This is a genomic window from Arcobacter denitrificans (SeqCode) (assembly GCF_048571185.1).
In the GTDB taxonomy this organism is placed as follows: Bacteria; Campylobacterota; Campylobacteria; order Campylobacterales; family Arcobacteraceae; genus Arcobacter; species Arcobacter denitrificans.
In genome coordinates, this window is sequence record NZ_CP182350.1 from 2,639,530 (window position 1) to 2,658,066 (window position 18,537).

General features: G+C 27.6%; 24 protein-coding genes. 13 read left to right on the forward strand and 11 right to left on the reverse strand.

The features are described from left to right. The first annotated feature begins 12 nt into the window (after positions 1 to 12). Genes ACNI28_RS13240 through ACNI28_RS13250 form a run of 3 tightly spaced genes read left to right on the forward strand, consistent with a single transcriptional unit; the run spans position 13 to position 1,755 of the window. The gene (locus ACNI28_RS13240; protein ID WP_419764746.1) at positions 13 to 204 is read left to right on the forward strand and encodes a hypothetical protein; all 192 of its coding nucleotides are present in this window, start codon (positions 13 to 15) and stop codon (positions 202 to 204) included. After that, on the forward strand, positions 204 to 458 hold the full coding sequence (locus ACNI28_RS13245) for a hypothetical protein (RefSeq protein WP_419764747.1): 255 nt from the start codon (positions 204 to 206) through the stop codon (positions 456 to 458). The genes ACNI28_RS13240 and ACNI28_RS13245 overlap by 1 nt, the downstream gene beginning before the upstream one ends. Continuing rightward, positions 442 to 1,755 carry a response regulator gene (locus ACNI28_RS13250; protein ID WP_419764748.1) on the forward strand — a complete coding sequence of 438 codons (1,314 nt, stop codon included), beginning with the start codon at positions 442 to 444 and terminating at the stop codon, positions 1,753 to 1,755. The genes ACNI28_RS13245 and ACNI28_RS13250 overlap by 17 nt, the downstream gene beginning before the upstream one ends. Here ACNI28_RS13250 and lgt read toward each other — a convergent pair. Genes lgt through argF form a run of 4 tightly spaced genes read right to left on the reverse strand, consistent with a single transcriptional unit; the run spans position 1,752 to position 6,148 of the window. Beyond that, positions 1,752 to 2,564 (reverse strand): prolipoprotein diacylglyceryl transferase, encoded by an 813-nt coding sequence (lgt, locus tag ACNI28_RS13255; RefSeq protein ID WP_419764749.1) that lies wholly within the window; start codon positions 2,562 to 2,564, stop codon positions 1,752 to 1,754. The genes ACNI28_RS13250 and lgt overlap by 4 nt on opposite strands. Beyond that, the gene (locus ACNI28_RS13260) at positions 2,564 to 3,862 is read right to left on the reverse strand and encodes a (Fe-S)-binding protein (protein WP_419764750.1); all 1,299 of its coding nucleotides are present in this window, start codon (positions 3,860 to 3,862) and stop codon (positions 2,564 to 2,566) included. The genes lgt and ACNI28_RS13260 overlap by 1 nt, the downstream gene beginning before the upstream one ends. After that, positions 3,862 to 5,229 carry an oxygen-independent coproporphyrinogen III oxidase gene (hemN, locus tag ACNI28_RS13265; RefSeq protein WP_419766482.1) on the reverse strand — a complete coding sequence of 456 codons (1,368 nt, stop codon included), beginning with the start codon at positions 5,227 to 5,229 and terminating at the stop codon, positions 3,862 to 3,864. Before hemN ends, ACNI28_RS13260 begins: the two co-directional genes overlap by 1 nt. Further along, on the reverse strand, positions 5,222 to 6,148 hold the full coding sequence (gene argF, locus ACNI28_RS13270) for an ornithine carbamoyltransferase (protein ID WP_419764751.1): 927 nt from the start codon (positions 6,146 to 6,148) through the stop codon (positions 5,222 to 5,224). The genes hemN and argF overlap by 8 nt, the downstream gene beginning before the upstream one ends. Before the next feature lie 199 nt (positions 6,149 to 6,347). Between argF and ACNI28_RS13275 the strand changes: the two genes are divergently transcribed. From ACNI28_RS13275 to ACNI28_RS13285, 3 genes are read left to right on the forward strand one after another with little or no spacing between them, the layout of a single operon-like run. Then, positions 6,348 to 8,462: a ribonucleoside triphosphate reductase gene (locus ACNI28_RS13275; RefSeq protein WP_419764752.1), complete on the forward strand. Its 2,115-nt coding sequence runs from the start codon at positions 6,348 to 6,350 to the stop codon at positions 8,460 to 8,462. Beyond that, a complete protein-coding gene (gene nrdD / locus ACNI28_RS13280) occupies positions 8,440 to 8,604 on the forward strand; it encodes an anaerobic ribonucleoside-triphosphate reductase (protein ID WP_419764753.1) in 165 nt (54 codons plus the stop codon). The genes ACNI28_RS13275 and nrdD overlap by 23 nt, the downstream gene beginning before the upstream one ends. After that, on the forward strand, positions 8,582 to 9,259 hold the full coding sequence (locus ACNI28_RS13285) for an anaerobic ribonucleoside-triphosphate reductase activating protein (RefSeq protein WP_419764754.1): 678 nt from the start codon (positions 8,582 to 8,584) through the stop codon (positions 9,257 to 9,259). Before nrdD ends, ACNI28_RS13285 begins: the two co-directional genes overlap by 23 nt. Here the strand turns inward: ACNI28_RS13285 and ACNI28_RS13290 are convergent. From ACNI28_RS13290 to hemB, 3 genes are read right to left on the reverse strand one after another with little or no spacing between them, the layout of a single operon-like run. After that, positions 9,236 to 9,916 carry a response regulator transcription factor gene (locus ACNI28_RS13290; RefSeq protein ID WP_419764755.1) on the reverse strand — a complete coding sequence of 227 codons (681 nt, stop codon included), beginning with the start codon at positions 9,914 to 9,916 and terminating at the stop codon, positions 9,236 to 9,238. The two genes, ACNI28_RS13285 and ACNI28_RS13290, sit on opposite strands and share 24 nt — an antisense overlap. A 2-nt stretch (positions 9,917 to 9,918) precedes the next feature. Beyond that, the gene (locus tag ACNI28_RS13295; RefSeq protein WP_419764756.1) at positions 9,919 to 11,136 is read right to left on the reverse strand and encodes a PAS domain-containing sensor histidine kinase; all 1,218 of its coding nucleotides are present in this window, start codon (positions 11,134 to 11,136) and stop codon (positions 9,919 to 9,921) included. Between the two features lies 1 nt (position 11,137). Beyond that, on the reverse strand, positions 11,138 to 12,112 hold the full coding sequence (gene hemB / locus ACNI28_RS13300) for a porphobilinogen synthase (RefSeq protein ID WP_419764757.1): 975 nt from the start codon (positions 12,110 to 12,112) through the stop codon (positions 11,138 to 11,140). A gap of 60 nt (positions 12,113 to 12,172) precedes the next feature. Between hemB and ribA the strand changes: the two genes are divergently transcribed. From ribA to ACNI28_RS13335, 7 genes are read left to right on the forward strand one after another with little or no spacing between them, the layout of a single operon-like run. Next, positions 12,173 to 12,736: a GTP cyclohydrolase II gene (ribA, locus tag ACNI28_RS13305; protein WP_419764758.1), complete on the forward strand. Its 564-nt coding sequence runs from the start codon at positions 12,173 to 12,175 to the stop codon at positions 12,734 to 12,736. Then, positions 12,736 to 13,320 carry a 16S rRNA (guanine(527)-N(7))-methyltransferase RsmG gene (rsmG, locus tag ACNI28_RS13310; RefSeq protein ID WP_419764759.1) on the forward strand — a complete coding sequence of 195 codons (585 nt, stop codon included), beginning with the start codon at positions 12,736 to 12,738 and terminating at the stop codon, positions 13,318 to 13,320. The genes ribA and rsmG overlap by 1 nt, the downstream gene beginning before the upstream one ends. Then, positions 13,320 to 13,541, forward strand: a complete 222-nt coding sequence (locus ACNI28_RS13315; protein WP_419764760.1) for a PP0621 family protein — start codon at positions 13,320 to 13,322, stop codon at positions 13,539 to 13,541. Before rsmG ends, ACNI28_RS13315 begins: the two co-directional genes overlap by 1 nt. Then, entirely contained in the window at positions 13,538 to 13,915 is a 378-nt protein-coding gene (locus ACNI28_RS13320) for a hypothetical protein (RefSeq protein ID WP_419764761.1), read from the forward strand. The genes ACNI28_RS13315 and ACNI28_RS13320 overlap by 4 nt, the downstream gene beginning before the upstream one ends. Then, positions 13,912 to 14,058, forward strand: coding sequence for a hypothetical protein (locus ACNI28_RS13325; RefSeq protein ID WP_298750709.1), 147 nt, complete (start codon positions 13,912 to 13,914; stop codon positions 14,056 to 14,058). Before ACNI28_RS13320 ends, ACNI28_RS13325 begins: the two co-directional genes overlap by 4 nt. After that, positions 14,051 to 16,066, forward strand: a complete 2,016-nt coding sequence (gene glyS, locus ACNI28_RS13330; RefSeq protein ID WP_419764762.1) for a glycine--tRNA ligase subunit beta — start codon at positions 14,051 to 14,053, stop codon at positions 16,064 to 16,066. The genes ACNI28_RS13325 and glyS overlap by 8 nt, the downstream gene beginning before the upstream one ends. Positions 16,067 to 16,075: 9 nt before the next feature. Further along, positions 16,076 to 16,216: an entericidin EcnAB gene (locus ACNI28_RS13335; protein WP_419764763.1), complete on the forward strand. Its 141-nt coding sequence runs from the start codon at positions 16,076 to 16,078 to the stop codon at positions 16,214 to 16,216. Between the two features lie 24 nt (positions 16,217 to 16,240). On the opposite strand, the gene ACNI28_RS13340 is transcribed toward ACNI28_RS13335, so the two are convergent. The 4 genes from ACNI28_RS13340 to ACNI28_RS13355 all read right to left on the reverse strand — a co-directional run bounded on the left by ACNI28_RS13340 (position 16,241) and on the right by ACNI28_RS13355 (position 18,424). Then, positions 16,241 to 16,522, reverse strand: coding sequence for a hypothetical protein (locus ACNI28_RS13340; RefSeq protein WP_419764764.1), 282 nt, complete (start codon positions 16,520 to 16,522; stop codon positions 16,241 to 16,243). Between the two features lie 132 nt (positions 16,523 to 16,654). Next, a complete protein-coding gene (locus tag ACNI28_RS13345; protein WP_419764766.1) occupies positions 16,655 to 16,900 on the reverse strand; it encodes a ComEA family DNA-binding protein in 246 nt (81 codons plus the stop codon). A gap of 102 nt (positions 16,901 to 17,002) precedes the next feature. Continuing rightward, on the reverse strand, positions 17,003 to 17,500 hold the full coding sequence (locus ACNI28_RS13350) for a nucleoside 2-deoxyribosyltransferase (protein ID WP_419764767.1): 498 nt from the start codon (positions 17,498 to 17,500) through the stop codon (positions 17,003 to 17,005). A 24-nt stretch (positions 17,501 to 17,524) separates the two neighbouring features. After that, positions 17,525 to 18,424, reverse strand: a complete 900-nt coding sequence (locus tag ACNI28_RS13355) for a uroporphyrinogen-III synthase (protein WP_419764768.1) — start codon at positions 18,422 to 18,424, stop codon at positions 17,525 to 17,527. Positions 18,425 to 18,537 lie beyond the last annotated feature (113 nt).

The window sequence follows — 18,537 nt, forward strand, 5'->3', positions numbered from 1 at the left end:
AAAGGTGTCTAAATGGAAGAATTAATTTTGACCAAAGATGAGTTGGTTGAGATGTTTGAAGCACATATGCTTGAAGATACCAATAATGGATGGATAATGGAAGGTAAAGTTGTGGAGATTATTGCTTTACACGAAGTTGATCCAAAATATCTACAAGATATTACAAATGCTAAGTATTATAAAATAATCCCGAAAGGTTACTAATGTCACACTGTCCGTTCTGTAAAAAAAAGATTGCTATGAGTAAAGCATTTTGCTCTAGAAGTTGTAAGGAAAACTATTTTCAACTTATAGCAATACAAGTTCCAAAACCATTTTTAAAAAGAATTTTTGTGTTTTGTGACTATGAACAAAGAGAAGTCGAAATTGAAAACTTTGCTGATAGGCATGGATGGCGATTAGATTTGCTCAAAAATAAAATAGATGAACTAGCAGTTGAGCATGGATTTACAAGCTAGCCAAGTAGATCTTAAAAACTCTATCATCAATAAATCAACTATTTTATATGTTGAAGATGAAGAGATTTTAAGGGAAGAAATTTCAAGTTTACTTGATGGCTTTTTTCAAAAAGTTTTTATTGCTTCAAACGGAGAAGAAGCATTTGAAGTCTATGAAAAAAATATTGATGATATTGATATTGTGATAACTGACATAAATATGCCAAAAATGAATGGAATAGAATTAACTTCAAAAATTAGAGAAAAAAATTCTAATCTTCCTATCTTAATTTGTACTGCATTTAATGATGCAGAGATTTTAATAAAAGCTATAAGATTAGGTGTAAATGATTATATAATTAAACCTATACAAATGATTACAACACTTAAAGTATGTAATAAGATACTAACTAATTGTAATAATGAATTATTGATTAAAAAACATTTAAAAGAGTTAGAAGATTTAAAAACTGTTTTAGAAGATGAGAATTTTATTATAGAGACAGGTTTAGATGGGAATATTATTCATGTTAACTCTTTGCTTTGTAAAATTTCAGGATATGAAGAGAGTGAACTTCTTGGACAACACAATAACATATTAAAACATCCAGATACTTCAAAAGATTTTGTAGAGAATTTATGGACTACTATTAATAATGGTAATAAATGGCAAGGTAAAATTAGAAACCTAGCAAAAGATGGAAGTACTTTTTATACTAAAACAACAATAATCCCTATTTTTAATGAAAATGAAGAGATAGTAAAGTTTTTATCTACAGGTATTTTAATTACAGCAGAAGAAGAGGAAAAACAAAATCTTAAAAGATTAATTCTCCAACAAAAAGGTGAAAAGCTAAAAGTTGAAAACTCTATTCAAAAAAGAGTTGAAGAAGAAGTGAAAAAGATGCTTGCCTCTAGTGGAGGAGAAAAAGATGCTCAAAATAAAAAGCTAATCCAACTAGTAAATGATTTAGACGGAGAGATTAAAAGGTTAAGAAATAAAAATATAGACAATAACTCTAGAGTTATAACTTCTGAAAAAAAACTTCAAGAAACTATGACAAGATTTGACAATATGCAAATCGCATATCAAGGAAAAATCACAGGTATGAATAGTACAATTCAAACATTAGCCAAGAAGTTTGAAGACTTACTTAAAAAAAGTAAATCAACATCTGAAAAACTAGATAAATCACAGACATCAATAACTATTTTACAAAGTTATATTGATGATTATAGAAAAAAGATAGCTGATCTTGAAGATGTTATTACTAGTTATGAAAAAGAGTTAAGTGAGTCTAAATCTTATAAGTATTAAGAGACTCTTTTTTTCATAACAAATAAAATTATAATTGTCGCTACCATAACACAAAATGATATTAACATCCCCATCGTAAGCCATTTGCCATATAAAAAGCCAAGTTGAGTGTCAGGTTGCCTAAAGAACTCTGCTACAATTCTAGCAATAGAGTAGGCTAAAGCATATATTATGGCTAGTTGTCCATCAAACTTCTTTCTATTTCTAAAATATATTAATATTAAGAATATAAGTAATCCTTCGAGAATTGCTTCATAAATCTGAGAGGGGTGTCTTAAAGCTCCATCTACATAGATTGCCCAAGGTACATCAGAAACTCTTCCTATAAGCTCTTGGTTGAAGAAATTCCCAAATCTACCAAAGATATATCCAAAACTTATTCCCAAAACTGCAATATCCGTAATAAACCAAAAAGAGACTTTATTTTTTTTACAAAATAGAAGAGAAGCAATTAAAAAACCTATAAATGCCCCATGATAACTCATTCCTGAAATACCAACATAAGTACCATCAATAAAGGGGTTAAATATTTGCCAAGGATGTGTTAGATAATACATAGTATGGGTATCATAAAATAGAACATATCCTATTCTAGCACCTAATATTACACCAATCTCTGCCCACCAAATATATGAGTCAAAAATATCTTGTTTGATATTTATTTTATCATAGTTTATGAACCATTTAGCAACATAAATAGCACTCAATAATGCAAAGGCATACATAATTCCATACCAATGAACAGAAACTGAAGCTATATTAAATGCTACTGGGTCAAATTGGGAATATATATTCTGCCAAAATTCCATTAATCTAGTGCTTCTGCGATTAGCTCAATTGGGTTTTTAAATACAACATCAACATCAGCTTGATACAATGAGTTTGTTATTTGCATTCTACATGCACTACATTCAGCACTTACTATCTTTGCTTTTGTATCTTTTATCATTGCTGCTTTTGGGGTACCTGCAGCTTTTGCAAAATCATACTTTTCTGTTTGCATAGTAACTCCACCAAAACCACAACATCTATTTGAATCACTCATCTCAGTTAATACATAATTTTGTTTTAGTAGATTTCTTGGTTCTTGCCATACATTTTGCATCTTTTTAGCGTGACAAGGGTCATGATAAGTCACTAAATCATCTATTTTCTTACCTGAATTTGCTAGCATATCTTTTAATTTGGTACTATTTTCAAGCCATTTTGTAGCCATAAATACTTTTTTAGATATTTTTATAGCTCTTTCTTTCCACTCTGGCTGATCATGTAAATAGTGTTCCCAATCTTGATTAATCATAGCACTACAGGTAGCTTCTGGAATAATTACAGCATCTACATCATCAATCCATGTTTCAAAATATTTAATATTTTTTTTAATTAAGTAATCAACTGTATCAAAGTCACCTGTAAAATAAGCTGGTGCTCCACAGCATAATTGCTTTTTAGGAATCATGATATCAAGCTCTAGTTTTTTTAATATTTTAACTAAACTATCACCTGTATTTGTATAAGTATAGTTACTCATACATCCAATAAAAATTGCAACTTTGTTTTTCTCGCTACTATCTTTATTTTCTACCTTTGCGGGTATATTTTCTGGGTATTTATTTAAAAAGCTACGTTTATCTGCATATGGTAGAGCTCTATCTTTTTTTACTATTGGTAAAGAAAATTTAGGAACTGCTGAGCTATTTTTTTCTTCTATTTTTAATGCACATGTTTGGAACATCCAACCTAGCTTAGACATTAAATCCATGATTTTTCTATGTCTTAACAAAAAGAAGAATAGTCTTTTATACCAAGCTATTCCAAATTTTTTAGCAATATCAGAACGAACTTGCTCAATAATCATATCTGTTGGTAAATCATTTGGACAGACTTCAACACAATTTGTACATAAAAAACAGCTTTCAAATATATCTTTTGCATTTTTGTCTAATTCTAACTCATCTCTTTCATATGCACCTAATAAGTCAATAAATCCTCTTGGACTTGTTGCTTCATCTTGATTTATATTAAATATTGTACATACTGGCTTACATTTACCACATTTAACGCAATCATCGCTAATACTTGTATAATCAAATTTATTAATTGTATTCATTATATAGTTTTACTAAACCTTCTTTTATTTTCAGGAACTTTTTTTAAATAAGCATCAAAAGGCATGCAAATATTTCTTATAAGCATTGCACCTGTTTGATTTACTTTTATAAATTCTTTATCTAATGTCATTAATTCTGCTTCAATAAACTCACTTAAAGCCTCTACATCTTCTTTAAAGTATTCAAAGAAATCAATGTTAAACTTGTCTTCTACTCTTTTTATATTTAAAGAGAAGTTACTCATAAGTTCCATTATAACAAATTGTCTTAATTGATCATCAGCACTTAATTTATATCCCTTAAATGTAGGTAGTTTCCCTTCATCTAAAGCATTTTCATACTGTTTCAAATCTTTATAGTTTTGTGCATAATAATCAACGCCATCACCTATTGATGTAACACCAATACCTATTAAATCAGCTCCACCCTTAGTTGTATAACCTTGGAAGTTTCTATGTAACTCACCCTTATCAATAGCTTTAAAAAGTTCATCATTCTCTTTTGCAAAATGATCCATTCCTACCATCTTATATCCATTGCTAGTAAAGAAGTCAATAGTGTCTTTTAAAATAAGTAATTTTTCACTTGGTGGTGCAAATGTTGTTTCATCAAACTTTCTCATGGTCTTCATAAGCCAAGGAACATGGGCATAATTAAATACTGCAAATCTATCTGCGTCAAGTTTTAATATTTTATGAAGTGTTTCATTAAATGTTTTTCTGTTTTGATGTGGTAATCCATAGATTAAATCTATATTTATAGATTTAATTCCTGCTTCTCTTGCTATATTCATAACATTTTGAGTTGTTTCATATGGCTGGATTCTATGAATTGTCTTTTGAACTTCTTCATCTAAATCTTGAACCCCAAAACTCAATCTGTTACAACCACCTTTTTTAAGTACATCCATATGCTCTTTTGTAAAATATCTAGGGTCTACTTCACATGAAATTTCAGCATCATTACTAAAGTTTGGAAAACTTCTCTTTATCATAGTAAAAACTTCATCTAATTGCTCAGCAGAGAAAAATGTTGGTGTTCCTCCACCAAAATGCATTTGAGTTACTAGTCTAGATGTATCTAAATTCTTTTCAAGTAGTTTTAACTCTTTTTGTAGATATTCTAAATATCTTACTTTTTTATCTTCTTTAGATGTAAAAATAACATTACATCCACAGAAGTAACAGGCACTTCTACAAAAAGGAAGATGAAGGTATAATGATAAGTTTCTTGAAGAATCTTGTTTTGAGAAAATATCTATTAAATCATCTTGTGAAAACTCTTCTGTAAACTCAGGAGCTGTTGGATATGAAGTATATCTAGGTCCTGGCTTTGAGTATTTTTCAAATTTTTTAAAATCAATCATTTCGTTTACCATCTAACCAAACCATAATACCTTTTTGTGCATGTAGTCTATTTTCTGCTTCTTCAAAAACTTTACTTTGAGGTCCTTCAAATACCTCTTCAGAAACTTCATACTCTCTGTATGCCGGTAAACAATGTAAGAAAATAGCATCAGATTTTGCATATGACATAAGTTTTGTGTCTACTATATATCCTGCAAAATCTTTTACTCTTTTCTCTTTTTCATCCTCTTGTCCCATAGATACCCATGTATCAGTTGTAACTACAGTTGCATCTTTTATAGCCTCTATTGGGTCATTTCCAATTATAATTTTTGCACCTGATACTTTTGCAAACTCTAAGGCACTATTTAAAATTTCTTGATTTACTTCATAACCTTTTGGAGTAGCAATTCTTAGTTCAAACCCAAGTTTTGAAGCTAACATAAGCCATGAATGGGCTAAATTATTACCATCCCCAACATAAGCTGCAACTAAATTTTTATCTTTACCTTCTTCAATAATTGTAAGATAATCAGCCATAAGTTGTACGGGATGAAAATCATCAGTTAAACCATTTATTACAGGTACTTTTGAATATTGAGCGAACTCTTCAAGTTTAGAGTGTTGAAAAGTTCTTATCATAACCATATCAACCATTCTTGAAATAACTCTAGAAGTATCACTCATAGGCTCACCTCGTCCTAATTGTATATCATTTGATGATAAGAATAATCCTACTCCACCTAGTTGATAAATACCTGTTTCAAAGGAAACTCTTGTTCTAGTTGAACTTTTCTCAAAAATCATTCCTAATACTTGTTTAGGTAAATATTCCTTAAAATTTCTTTGTTTTGTTTCTGCTTTAATTTGTTTTGCTAATTTTAAAATCTCTAATAATTCTTCTTTACTAAAGTCTGCAATTGTTAAGAAATGTCTCATACTAATTCCTTGTTTTTATAAAAGCAAATATTATATTAGAATTGGCTTTATTTTTAACTTAATACTAATAAAATATTCATAAATTTAAAAATATATTTTCTTCTTAATGTACCAAAAAATGACACTTCTGTGACATTTAGAGTAATTATAAATTAAGATAATTTCACTTAAACTTCTATTATTCATTAAAAGGAACAGAATGAAAAAATATATATTTAAACGAGATGATAAAAAAGAAGAATATCTATCTTATAAAATAGAAGATGCAATTAAAAAAGCTTTTAAAAGTGTACAAGAAAATTATGATAGTAGAATATTTTTTAATGTAGCAAATAAAATAGAACTAAATGATGAACTGTTTGTTGAAGATATACAAGATATTATTGAAAAAGAGTTATATAATTTTAAATATTTTGAAGTGATGAAATCATTTATGATATATAGACATACTCACAAGCTGCAAAGAGAACACATATTAGGCTTAAATGATGATACAACATTTATAAACTCAACACAAACTGTTGAAGAGTATATCTTAAAAAGTGACTGGAGAGTTAATGCCAACTCTAATACAGGTTATTCCCATGCAGGACTTATAAATAATAGTGCTGGGAAAATTATTGCAAATTATTGGTTAGATAAAATATACTCAAGTAAAGAGGGGTATGCACACAGAAATGCTGATTATCATATCCATGATTTAGATTGTTTAAGCGGTTATTGTGCCGGGTGGAGTTTGAGAATTCTACTTGATGAAGGCTTTAATCAAGTACGCGGTAGAGTTGAAAGTAGTGCACCCAACCATTTTAGAGAAGCTTTAGGACAAATGGCAAATTTCTTGGGAATACTTCAAAGCGAATGGGCTGGAGCACAAGCTTTTAGTAGCTTTGATACTTATTTAGCACCATATGTATTTAAAGATAATTTAGCCTACAAAGAGATAAAAAAAGCTATTAGGAGTTTTATTTATAATTTAAATGTTCCAGCACGATGGGGACAAAGTCCTTTTACCAATGTGACTATTGATTGGACTGTTCCTAGTGATTTAAAGGATCAAATTCCAACAAAAAATCAAAAGCATCTTTTAAAAGATTTAAAAAATGCAAAACTTCTTAAGAAAATTAAAGAGAAAGGTTATAACTCTTTTGAGGACTTGACATATAAAGATTTTCAAAAAGAGATGAATCTTATAAATAAAGCTTATTATGAGATTATGACAGAAGGTGATAAAACAGGTCAGCCATTCACTTTTCCTATTCCTACAGTTAACATTACTGAAGACTTTGATTGGTATGGTGAGAATACAGATCTATTATTTGAAAATACTGCAAAAATAGGGAGTTCATATTTCCAAAATTTCATTGGAAGTCAATATACTAAAGATAAAGATGGCAAGCTTATTACAAATGATAAAGCCTATAAACCTGGACATGTTCGAAGTATGTGTTGTAGGTTGCAACTTGATTTAAGAGAATTACTTAAAAGAGGTGGAGGTCTTTTTGGAAGTGCTGAGATGACGGGAAGTATTGGTGTAGTTACTATAAATATGGCTAGACTTGGTTATTTATATCAAGGAGATGTCAATGCTTTACTTAAAAAACTAGAAGAGTTAATGGACTTGGCAAAATCAACATTAGAGAAAAAAAGAGTGTTTATCCAAGATATGTATGAAAGAGGTCTTTATCCATATACAAAAAGATATTTGAAAGGCTTTAATAATCACTTTTCAACAATTGGTGTCAATGGAATGAATGAGATGTTAAAAAACTATTTTTCTGAGGAAACTGATCTTTCATCATCTATTGGAAATGATTTTTGTATTGAGATATTGGATTTTATGAGAGATAAAATGATTCAATACCAAGAAGAAACAGGTAATTTGTACAATCTTGAAGCAACTCCAGCTGAAGGAACAACATACAGATTTGCAAAAGAAGATAAAAAAAGATTCAAAGACATAGTACAAGCAGGGTTTGATAAAAATATCTATTATACAAACTCTTCACAACTTCCTGTTGATTATACAGATGATCCATTTGAAGCATTAGGTTTACAAGATGAACTACAATGCAAATATACAGGTGGAACTGTACTTCATTTATATATGAATGAAAAAATCTCATCTATTGAGTCTTGTAGAAAATTTGTAAAAAATGTAATTACAAATTTTAGATTACCTTATATAACAGTAACACCACTTTTTTCAATTTGTGAAAAACATGGTTATTTACAAGGTGAACATGAATTTTGTCCAAAATGTGATGAAGAAATTTTAAAAAAGGAGTTAACAAATGAACAATCAAGAATTGCTTGAGAAAAGCACAAGTAAAAGAACAAGATGTATCGTATATACGAGAGTTATGGGTTATCATAGACCTGTTGAAAGTTTTAATATAGGGAAAAAAGGTGAGCATAAACAGCGAATTAAATTTATTGAATCAAAAAATTGTTTATGATTTTACAAAATTTACAACAACAGATTACATAAGACACCTCTCTTGTGTAATTTGGTTTAAAGGTTGTAATTTTAGATGTCAATATTGCTATAATGATGATATCGTGTATTGTAAAGAGGGAAATTATTCAATAAATGAAATTTTAGTTTTTTTAAAGTCTAGAATAGGGATGCTTGATGCTGTTGTTTTATCCGGAGGTGAAGCAACACTTTATGATTTAACTGATATTTGTAGAAAAATCAAAGAGTTTGGCTTTAAGATAAAACTAGATACCAATGGAACAAACCTTAAATTAATAAAAAAACTCATATCTCAAAAGCTAATTGATTATATGGCAATAGATTTTAAATCACCAAAATATAAATATGAAAATATAGTAGGTGTAAAAAAGTATGATGATTTTATAAAGACAATAAAATATTTGATAAATATAGACTTTGATTTTGAACTAAGAAGTACTATTAATTCATCACTTTTAGATGAAAAAGATATAAACTCAATGATAAATACAATTAGTAGTTTAGGCTATAAAAATACTTATTATTTACAAAACTTCATAGAAACGACATCAAACATTGGCAATATTTCTAAACAAAGAGATATAAATAAAGAAAAAATAATTAGTGAAAAACTAAATGTTCATTGGAGAAATTAAATATCCTTGCCCTAGAATATTTTCAATAATATCCTTTGACGTTTTAATTCTCAATCTTTTTATAAAGGTTCTTAAACGCTCATCACTTACCTTTTCCTTCCAAAGACTTGTTTTTATGTCTTGTGTACTTACTACAGTATTTTGATACTTAATTAATAAAAATAAAAACTCTTTTTCTCTTTTTGTAATATTAATTATCTTTCCATCTTTATATAAACTCATTGTGTTGTTATCAAAGACGAAGTTTTCTTTTAGAAATACTTTTTTTTGCTTATTTAACTTTGGAGCTATTTTTTTTATATGATCTATTAATTCATCTGGATCAAAAGGTTTTATAAAATATTTACTAATACCTAAATCGATAGCTTTTAATAGTTTTTCTTTATCAGAGTGTGCACTTAATACTATAATAGGAATAAGCTCATCTAACTCTTTGATTTTTTGGGTCATATTTAGTCCATCACAAAAAGGCATCATGATATCAGTAATTACAATATCAGGTTTAAATGATTTAAACTTTTTTAAACCTTCTTTCCCATCTTTTGCAATAATTACAGAAAAAAAAGATTCAGATATTGCATCTTTTAGTAGTTGGGCTAATCTCTTTTCATCTTCTACTATAAGTATTTTTAAATGTATTAATAAATTATTCTGCATCTTTATCCTAAATTACTCAAAGGAATTAATATAATAAATAATGAACCATCTTCAAGATTTTTATGTGTAAGTTCACCTTCTAAACTCTTTTCAATAATCATTTTTGACATAAATAATCCTAATCCTGTACCTTGGCTTTTGTGTTTTGTTGTAAAATAAGGGTCAAATATTTTATCTAAGTTTTCTTTATCAATACCTCCTGCATTATCTTTTACCTCTAATTTTGCATACATTTTATTTGAAATTTTCTCTTCACTAAGATTTATTGTAATTCTTTTCTTTTCTATACCATTAAAAAGATATGCATCTTTAGAGTTTTGTATTAGATTTATGATTACTTGGGACAACTCATTTAATACTCCTAATACTTCAAAGTTATTTGGTACATTAACTTCTACTTTTATATCATTTATTACTTTTTTTAAAATTATTAAAGCCTCATTTACAGCCTCTTTAATCTCAAAACTCTTTTTGTCTTTTTGTGGATTAAAAAAGTTTGTAAAATCTTCTATTGTGGAAGACATTGTATTTATTAAAGTTTTACTTTCACAATATAGTTCATCTGCTTTTTCTTTATTATTATTTTTAAAAGACTTATTCATATTAAATAGTGTTAGGTTAAGTTCTGTTAAGGGTTGTCTCCATTGGTGTGCAATGTTTGCTAGCATTTGACCTAGACTAGCCATTCTTGATTGCAAAAATAGAAGTTTTTGTTTCTCTTTATTTTTTTCAATCTCTTCTTTAACCCTTTGTTCTAAGGTTTTATTTAGTTCTTGTAGCTTTTTTGTTTGTAAAGATACTCTATTTTCTAAATCCTTATTTAACTCTTCTAACTCTAGTTCTTTTTTTTCTAATCTTTTTTTTAACTCAACTTCTTCTGTTACATCATATCTTATAGCAATAAACTCTTTTATTTCATCCTTTTCATTTAAAATAGGAGTTATTGTAGTATTTAAATATACAGTTTGACCATCTTTTGTAAGGTTTTTAACTGTTGCTTTGTATGATTTTTTACTTAAAATTATATCCCAAAGGAGAGTAAAATTACTCTTTGGGATATCAGGATGCCTCACAATATTATGATTTGCACCAATGAGTTCTTCCTTTGTAAACCCAGAAATTTTACAAAACTCATCATTTACAAAAGTTATTATTCCATTTATATCTGTTTTAGATACTATATTTGAATTTTCTATTGCCTCTTGATAAGTTTGACTCATATTATTTACTATTTAGAAGTTCACAAGCCTCTTTTGCATGATAAGTAATAATAATGTCAGCACCAGCTCTTTTAAATGAAATCATTGTTTCTAACATAACTCTTTCATAATCAATTAAGCCAGCACTACCTGCATGTTTAAGCATCGCATACTCACCACTTACATTATAAACTGCTAATGGCAAATTTGAAGCATTTCTTATCTCTCTAACTATATCTAAGTAAGCCAGGGCAGGTTTAACCATAAGTATATCTGCACCTTGTCTTTCATCTTCAAGTGACTCTTCTATAGCTTCTCTTCTATTTGCGGGATTCATTTGATAGCTTCTTCTATCTCCAAAAGAGGGTGTTGATTCAGCAACATCTCTAAAAGGTCCATAGTAGGCACTTGCAAACTTAGTTGAGTATGCCATGATTGGAAGATTCTCAAATCCATTTTCATCAAGAGTTTCTCTTAAGGTTTCAATAATACCATCCATCATTCCACTAGGAGCAATCATATCTGCACCAGCTTTTGCATGTACTATTGCTTGTAAAGCTGATATCTCTAATGTTTTATCATTATCTACCGTTTGTGTTTTTGGATCAAGTATTCCACAATGTCCATGGTCTGTATATTCACAAAAACATAAATCAGTAACCACAAACATAGTAGGAAACTTCTCTTTTATAGCTTTTATAGTTCTTGCAATAATACTTTCATCACATAAACATTCACTTCCTACAGAATCTTTTACATCAGGAACTGCAAATAAAATAATAGATTTTAACCCTATTGATTGTATGTATTCACACTCTTTTAATATCTCATCTAAGCTCATTTGAAAAACACCTGGCATAGATGATACTTCAGTTTTAATACCTTCACCTTCTTTTACAAATAATGGATAGATAAAATCGCTTGGGCTAAGGTTGGTTTCTTGCACTAAGGCTCTTAAATTTTCATTAATTCTTAATCTTCTTAATCTTTTAAACATATTATTTACCTCTTTTAGATATAATCTGCACCATTTTAACAGTTTAAGGTTTAAAAAGATATGAATATAGAAGAATCAAATATTGCAAAGTTGCCTACAATACATGGTGATTTTGAAATACAATCTTTTAAAGAACATCACAAAGAACATTTAGTAATTTTTTCAAAGAATTTAGGTGATGTTGTAAATGTAAGAGTACACTCTGAATGTCTAACAGGTGATGCAGTAGGCTCTTTAAAATGTGACTGTCAAGCACAACTTAATTTTTCATTAGATTATATAAATAAAAATAATGGTATGGTTATATATTTAAGACAAGAGGGACGAAACATAGGCTTACTTAATAAAGTAAATGCTTACGCTTTACAGGACAAAGGATTTAATACAATTGAAGCAAATCATCAATTAGGCTTTGCAGCAGATGAAAGAACTTATGAAGTTGTAGAGTATATTTTAAATAAATTTAATATAAAAAAAATAAATCTTATAACAAATAATCCTCACAAAATAGAGAGTTTAGCTAATATTGAAATTATTGAAAGAATTCCTGTTGTGGTAGGTGAAAATGAGAATAATCAAGGTTATTTAAAAGTTAAAAAAGACGAAATGGGGCATTTACTGTAGTGGTTTTAGATAATTTAGAAGATTTAAACATAGATAAAGACTTTTTAAAAAAGAGTAAAAAGTTTAAAGAAATCTTACAACATTGGGGTAGGGTACATAACCTTTCTGCTGAATTAGAAGATATCAAGATAGATAATAATATATATGATTCTATTTATGTTTTGAAATTTATTAAAAACTATGCTAGTATTGCTGACATTGGCACAGGAGCTGGTTATCCTGGACTTATTTTAGCTATGGCAAGACCTAATATAAAATTCTATTTGATAGAGCCAAGAGCAAAAAGAGTAGCTTTTTTAAATTTTGTAAAAAACTCTTTAAAACTTGAAAATGTTGAGATTTTATGCAATAGAGTAGAGTATGTAAAAGATATAAAAGTTGAACTAATTACTTCAAGAGCTGTTACCAATACTGCACTTTTGTTGAATTTGACTAAAGATATCTCAGATGAAAATACATCTTATTTGTTTTATAAGGGTAGTATGCTTGAATCTGAGCTTGAAGAAGCTAAAATATATAATTATAAAATAATTAAAAAAGATGAAAAAAGAAATTATCTATATATAAATAAAGGAGTAAAATAATGGTATTTAAAGGCTTAGCTATTATTGCTGTTTTATTTTTTATTTATCTTATATTTTTTAAGAAAAGTAGAGAGAGTGAAGTTTCACATAAAAAAGCAAAAAAAGAAGAAAAGATATCAGATATCATGGAAGAGTGTCCTACTTGCAAAACATACATCTCTAAAAATGAAGCAATTTTAAGTAATGGGAAGTATTTTTGTTCAAAGGAGTGTCTAAAATGATAATAATAGGTGATAAACTAATCCCTTATGAAGAGACTTTTTATATAAGTTCTATTGATGAGATTTCAAATACAAAACCAAACTCTACTATTTTCTTTGAATATGATGAAAATATTTTAAAATATTGCTTTGAAAACGGCTTACTATTTGGTGTTATTATAAACTCTTTAAAAGAATCAATTTATGCAAACTCTTTGCAAGCTAAATATATAATATGTACTAATGCACTAGATAAAACTATTCAAGATCTTGCAGAAAACTATATGTTTGATTCAAAAGTTTTATCAATAATTGACACTAGTGAGCAAATAGAATCTGTAGCTACGAATAAAATTGATGGTGTAATATATAAAGACCTGTTAGGACAAGCATGAAAGATATACTAGATATAATCGTTATTATAGCTTTTGTAATAATAGTTTTTGGATTTATTAGAGGATTTAATAAACAACAAATTGATAAACATACTAAAAAATTAGAAGAAATTGAGAAAAGGGAAAAAGAAAAAGATGAATAAACCATTATTAATAGAAATAGGCGTTGAAGAACTACCTGCAATACCATTTTTAAAAGAACTAACAAATATTGAAAAAAAATGGAGTGATATTTTAGAAAAATTTAAACTATCTACTGGTTTTGATTTTTTTTATACTCCTAGAAGATTAGTGCTTTGGCATAAAGAATTTAACTTATCTCAAGAAGATACAACCGTTGAACAATATGGTGCTCCACTTGCTATTGCATATAAAGATGGAAAACCAACAGGTGCAGCAATTGGTTTTGCTAAAAAGTGTGGTATAGAAGTAGAGGATTTACAAACAATTGATAATGGTAAAGGTGATGTTTTATATTTCAAAAAAGAAGAGAAAGGTAAAGCTTCAAAAGACTTACTAAATGAAATGATAAATGAGTTTATTAGTGCTTTAGACTTTGGTAAATCTATGAGATGGGCTAGTAGAACAGATAGCTTTATTAGACCTATACGAAGTTTAATTATGATGTTAGGAGAAGAAGTAGTTCAAGGTGAACTTTATGGAGTAAAAAGTTCAAATAAATCATTTGCACATAGAATGGTATCATATGAACCATTTTCTTTTGACTTTGCTGGTGACTATTTTTGTAAGTTAGATAAAAATGGAGTTATTTTATATCCAGAAGATAGAAAAAAGACTATTTTAGATCAAATGAAAAAAATAGAGTCACAAAATAATCTTAAAATAGATATAGACTCTGAACTATTAGATGAAATTGTTGCAATTACAGAGTTCCCTACAGCTTTATTAGGTAGTTTTGATGAAGAGTTTTTAGAATTACCAGAAGAAGTTATTGTAACTTCAATGAAAGAACACCAAAGGTATTTTGCCGTTTATAAAAATGGAAAGTTAACAAATAACTTTATTGTAGTATCAAACTCTAAAACAGAAGATTTCTCTTTTATAGTTGCAGGAAATGAAAAAGTATTAAGACCAAGACTAGCAGATGCTATGTTCTTTTATAAAAATGATTTAAATAATGGATTATCAAATGAAGGACTTAAGAACTTAGTTTTTGTTGATGGTTTAGGTTCTATGTATGAAAAGTGTGAAAGAGAAGTAAAAATAGCTTCATATTTAGCTGGTGTATTTGATGTAAAAGAAAAAGATCTTTTAAATAAGGCTGTTATGCTTTCAAAAGCTGATTTAATGTCTGAAATGGTTTATGAGTTTACAGAGCTACAAGGACTTATGGGGTACTACTATGCAAAAACAGCAGGTGAAGATGAGCTGGTATATACTGCACTTAAAGAGCAATATTTACCTGATGGAGAAGATTCAGAATTACCATCAAATAAATTTTCAGCAATTGTAGCTTTATCATATAAACTTGATAATCTTATGGGTTTATTTAGTGTTGGCAAAATTCCAACAGGTTCAAAAGATCCATTTGGACTAAGACGAGCAGCTGCTGGTATCGTTAAAATAGCTATGGAACATAAAATAGAAGTAAACCTCTCAAATATAATTGATAATTTATTATCTACATATAACGGTTTAGATAAAAGTAAATTAGTAGAGTTTTTCAACGAAAGATTATTTAAAATATTTGATGTAAATCCATCTGTTATTAAAGCAGTACTTGGAAGTAAAGAGGGAGATATTTATAAAATATCTCAAAAAATATGTGCTTTAAATCCTATAGTTTTAAGTGATGATTTTAAAGAGGCATCTACTACATTTAAAAGAGTTGCAAATATCATAAAAGATATTGATGTAGATAGTTCCCTAAATGTTGATGCATCTTTATTTGAACAAGATGAAGAAAAAGATTTATATGAAACTTATACTCAACTAACAAATAAAAAATATAATGACTATGAAGAAGAATTAGACGCACTATTTTCTTTAAAGCCAAAATTAGATAAATTTTTTGATAATGTTTTTGTAAATCATGAAAATGAAAGTATAAAAACAAATAGAAAAAATCTAATTGGACTTGTTTATCAAGCTTTTAGAAAGATTGCAGATATTAAAGAAATTACAATATAAGGAAGAATAATGAAAAAAATATTAACATTAGTTACAATGATTGCTTTTCTTGCTGTATTAAATGGTTGTGCAACATGGGATGGTGTAAAAAAAGATTCATCAGAAGCTTATGATGCAACAAAAGAGGCTATTCACGACGCAACAAAGTAAATTATTTACTTTGTCTGCATACTCCTAGAAGTATGTTAAGTGTATTTTGTAGTTGTTATTTATTTTAAACAGAATATTTAACAACATTTTTTGAATTAGAGTATATTGTTTGTATAAAACAATATATTTATTAGGTAAGAAATCAAATTTAATGTTATTTTTACTTAGAGTATAAGTTATTTTTATCAATTCTTTTTTTGCTGATTCATATTCATTATCATAATCAAATTTAAAAACTTTATTTTCATTGTCAAAAACGTAGTATGATAAGTTGAGTGAATCAATTTGTGTTTCTATATTTTTCATGTTAATACTTTATTTAAATTTGTTACTTTATTATTTTATTATTTAAAAGTTAACAAATGATTAACAAACTAATCTTTTTTTAAGAAAGTGTGAGTTTTTTTGTAATATAGAGTGAATTATCACTCTATATTTTTATTTACAAGCAGAAAATGTAAGTTGACCTTCATTTTTTTGTAAAAATCCTTGACCAATTCCTTTTACATTTAAAAGCTCTTCTTTATTTTTAAAACATTTATGCTCAGATCTATATTTTACGATCATTTCAGCTTTTTTAGCACCTATGCCCTTAAGTTCTTTTAGTTCCTCCGTTGTTGCCTTGTTTATATCAACAGCAAATAATCCCAGACAAAACAATACCAATAACATAATAACTCTCATTTTTTCTCCTTAAATTAGAATATTATATTATTGTAAAATTTAGATTAAAATATGCTTTTGTGAAATTAATAAGAAATTAAATGAATAAAATATGTATAATTATTATTTTAATAGCTCTTTTAAACAATCTTCAAAACTTCCAAAGACCATTTCTTTTACACTACAGGCAATCATTAGGTTTATAGAATAATCAAAATCCTCTATTGCCATGTCATTCATATCCACATATGTACCATCTACAAGTTGCCTTTCATCGTTTTTAAATGTATCTAAGTAGCTTTGATTGTCATTCATATATCCATAAACATCTTTTCCTAAAGCTTTTGCATAACCACATTCCCAAATAGTCCCAGAATCTGCCTCTTTGCCACGAAATGCATTTAAATTAGCAATAACAATATCTGATTTGTTTATTAGTTCAACATTTGCTTTATAAATATCCTGAGCAATTTTGTTTTTACTTTGTTCAAAGTTAACTACATTATCTAAAGGATATAAGCCTTCAAAGCCATACTTATCACAAAGTTCACAGTAATATTGACCTATTTGTATTGAATCTTTTTTAAATACATCATATCCTGCAATATATATCTTTTTCATATTAATATCCAATTGTTAAAAGTTTTAGAGCATTATAGCTTTTTTAATACAAGCATTTAAAGAGGTTTTTTCTGATAATACAGGCTTAATATTAGAAGGAAAGTATTTCAATGTAGTTTTTCCAATAGATATTGCTTTAAAGCTATAGTCCCAATTAAAAGTTTTAAAAAAATACTCAACAGTTGAGGGTGAAGAAAAAATTATCTTTGAGTTTTTTGGAAGAGTCTCTTTTGTTAGAGGCTCTACATAATTATTTTCATAAAGTATTATCTCCTCACATGAAATATTACTCTCTATTAACTCTGTACAAATATTAGAGGTAACTTTATTTCCTCTAATATATAAAACTTTTTTATTTGTTAATTTGGATACTAACTCATTGGTAAAATCATAATTATTACTTTTTTGAGCAATTAGTTTTAGATTACCCCCAAGCTCTTTCACCTTTTTAGCACTCTCTTTACCTATAACATAAGAAGGAACCTCTCTCCAAGACTCATTTATATTATCAATAGCTGTTACAGCATTTTGTGATGTAAAGACCAAACTATCGTATTTAGTCAAATCTATCTCTTTTTTTAAATAGTCAATTTTAAATAGGGGGATATTTTTAGCCCATCTTTTTTTCTGATTATTCAATAAATAAATATTTGCTTTTGAATTATTATAGTTATCAATCCTATTTTGTACTTTTTTTAATATCTTATCAAAAAACGTAAATCTTTTATTTATTGCAATTAAAGTATTTTTTTCAAGTACATCAAACAATATATTGTTTTTAGAAAGAATATATGTTATTTTAAAAAATTCTTTTTTTACATTTTCATTAGTATAGTCTACATCATTAATAAATAAGTTTTTTTCATAGTCATAATCAAAATAGACAAGATTTAGGGAAGTAATAATTTTTTTAATATCTTTCATAAGAACTCTCCCTCTTTATATTTTATAAATGATAATATAAAATAATTAATAAAGAGTTAACTGAGACCATATTAGATTATGAAGTATTATAGTAAAAATAAATAATTGATTGG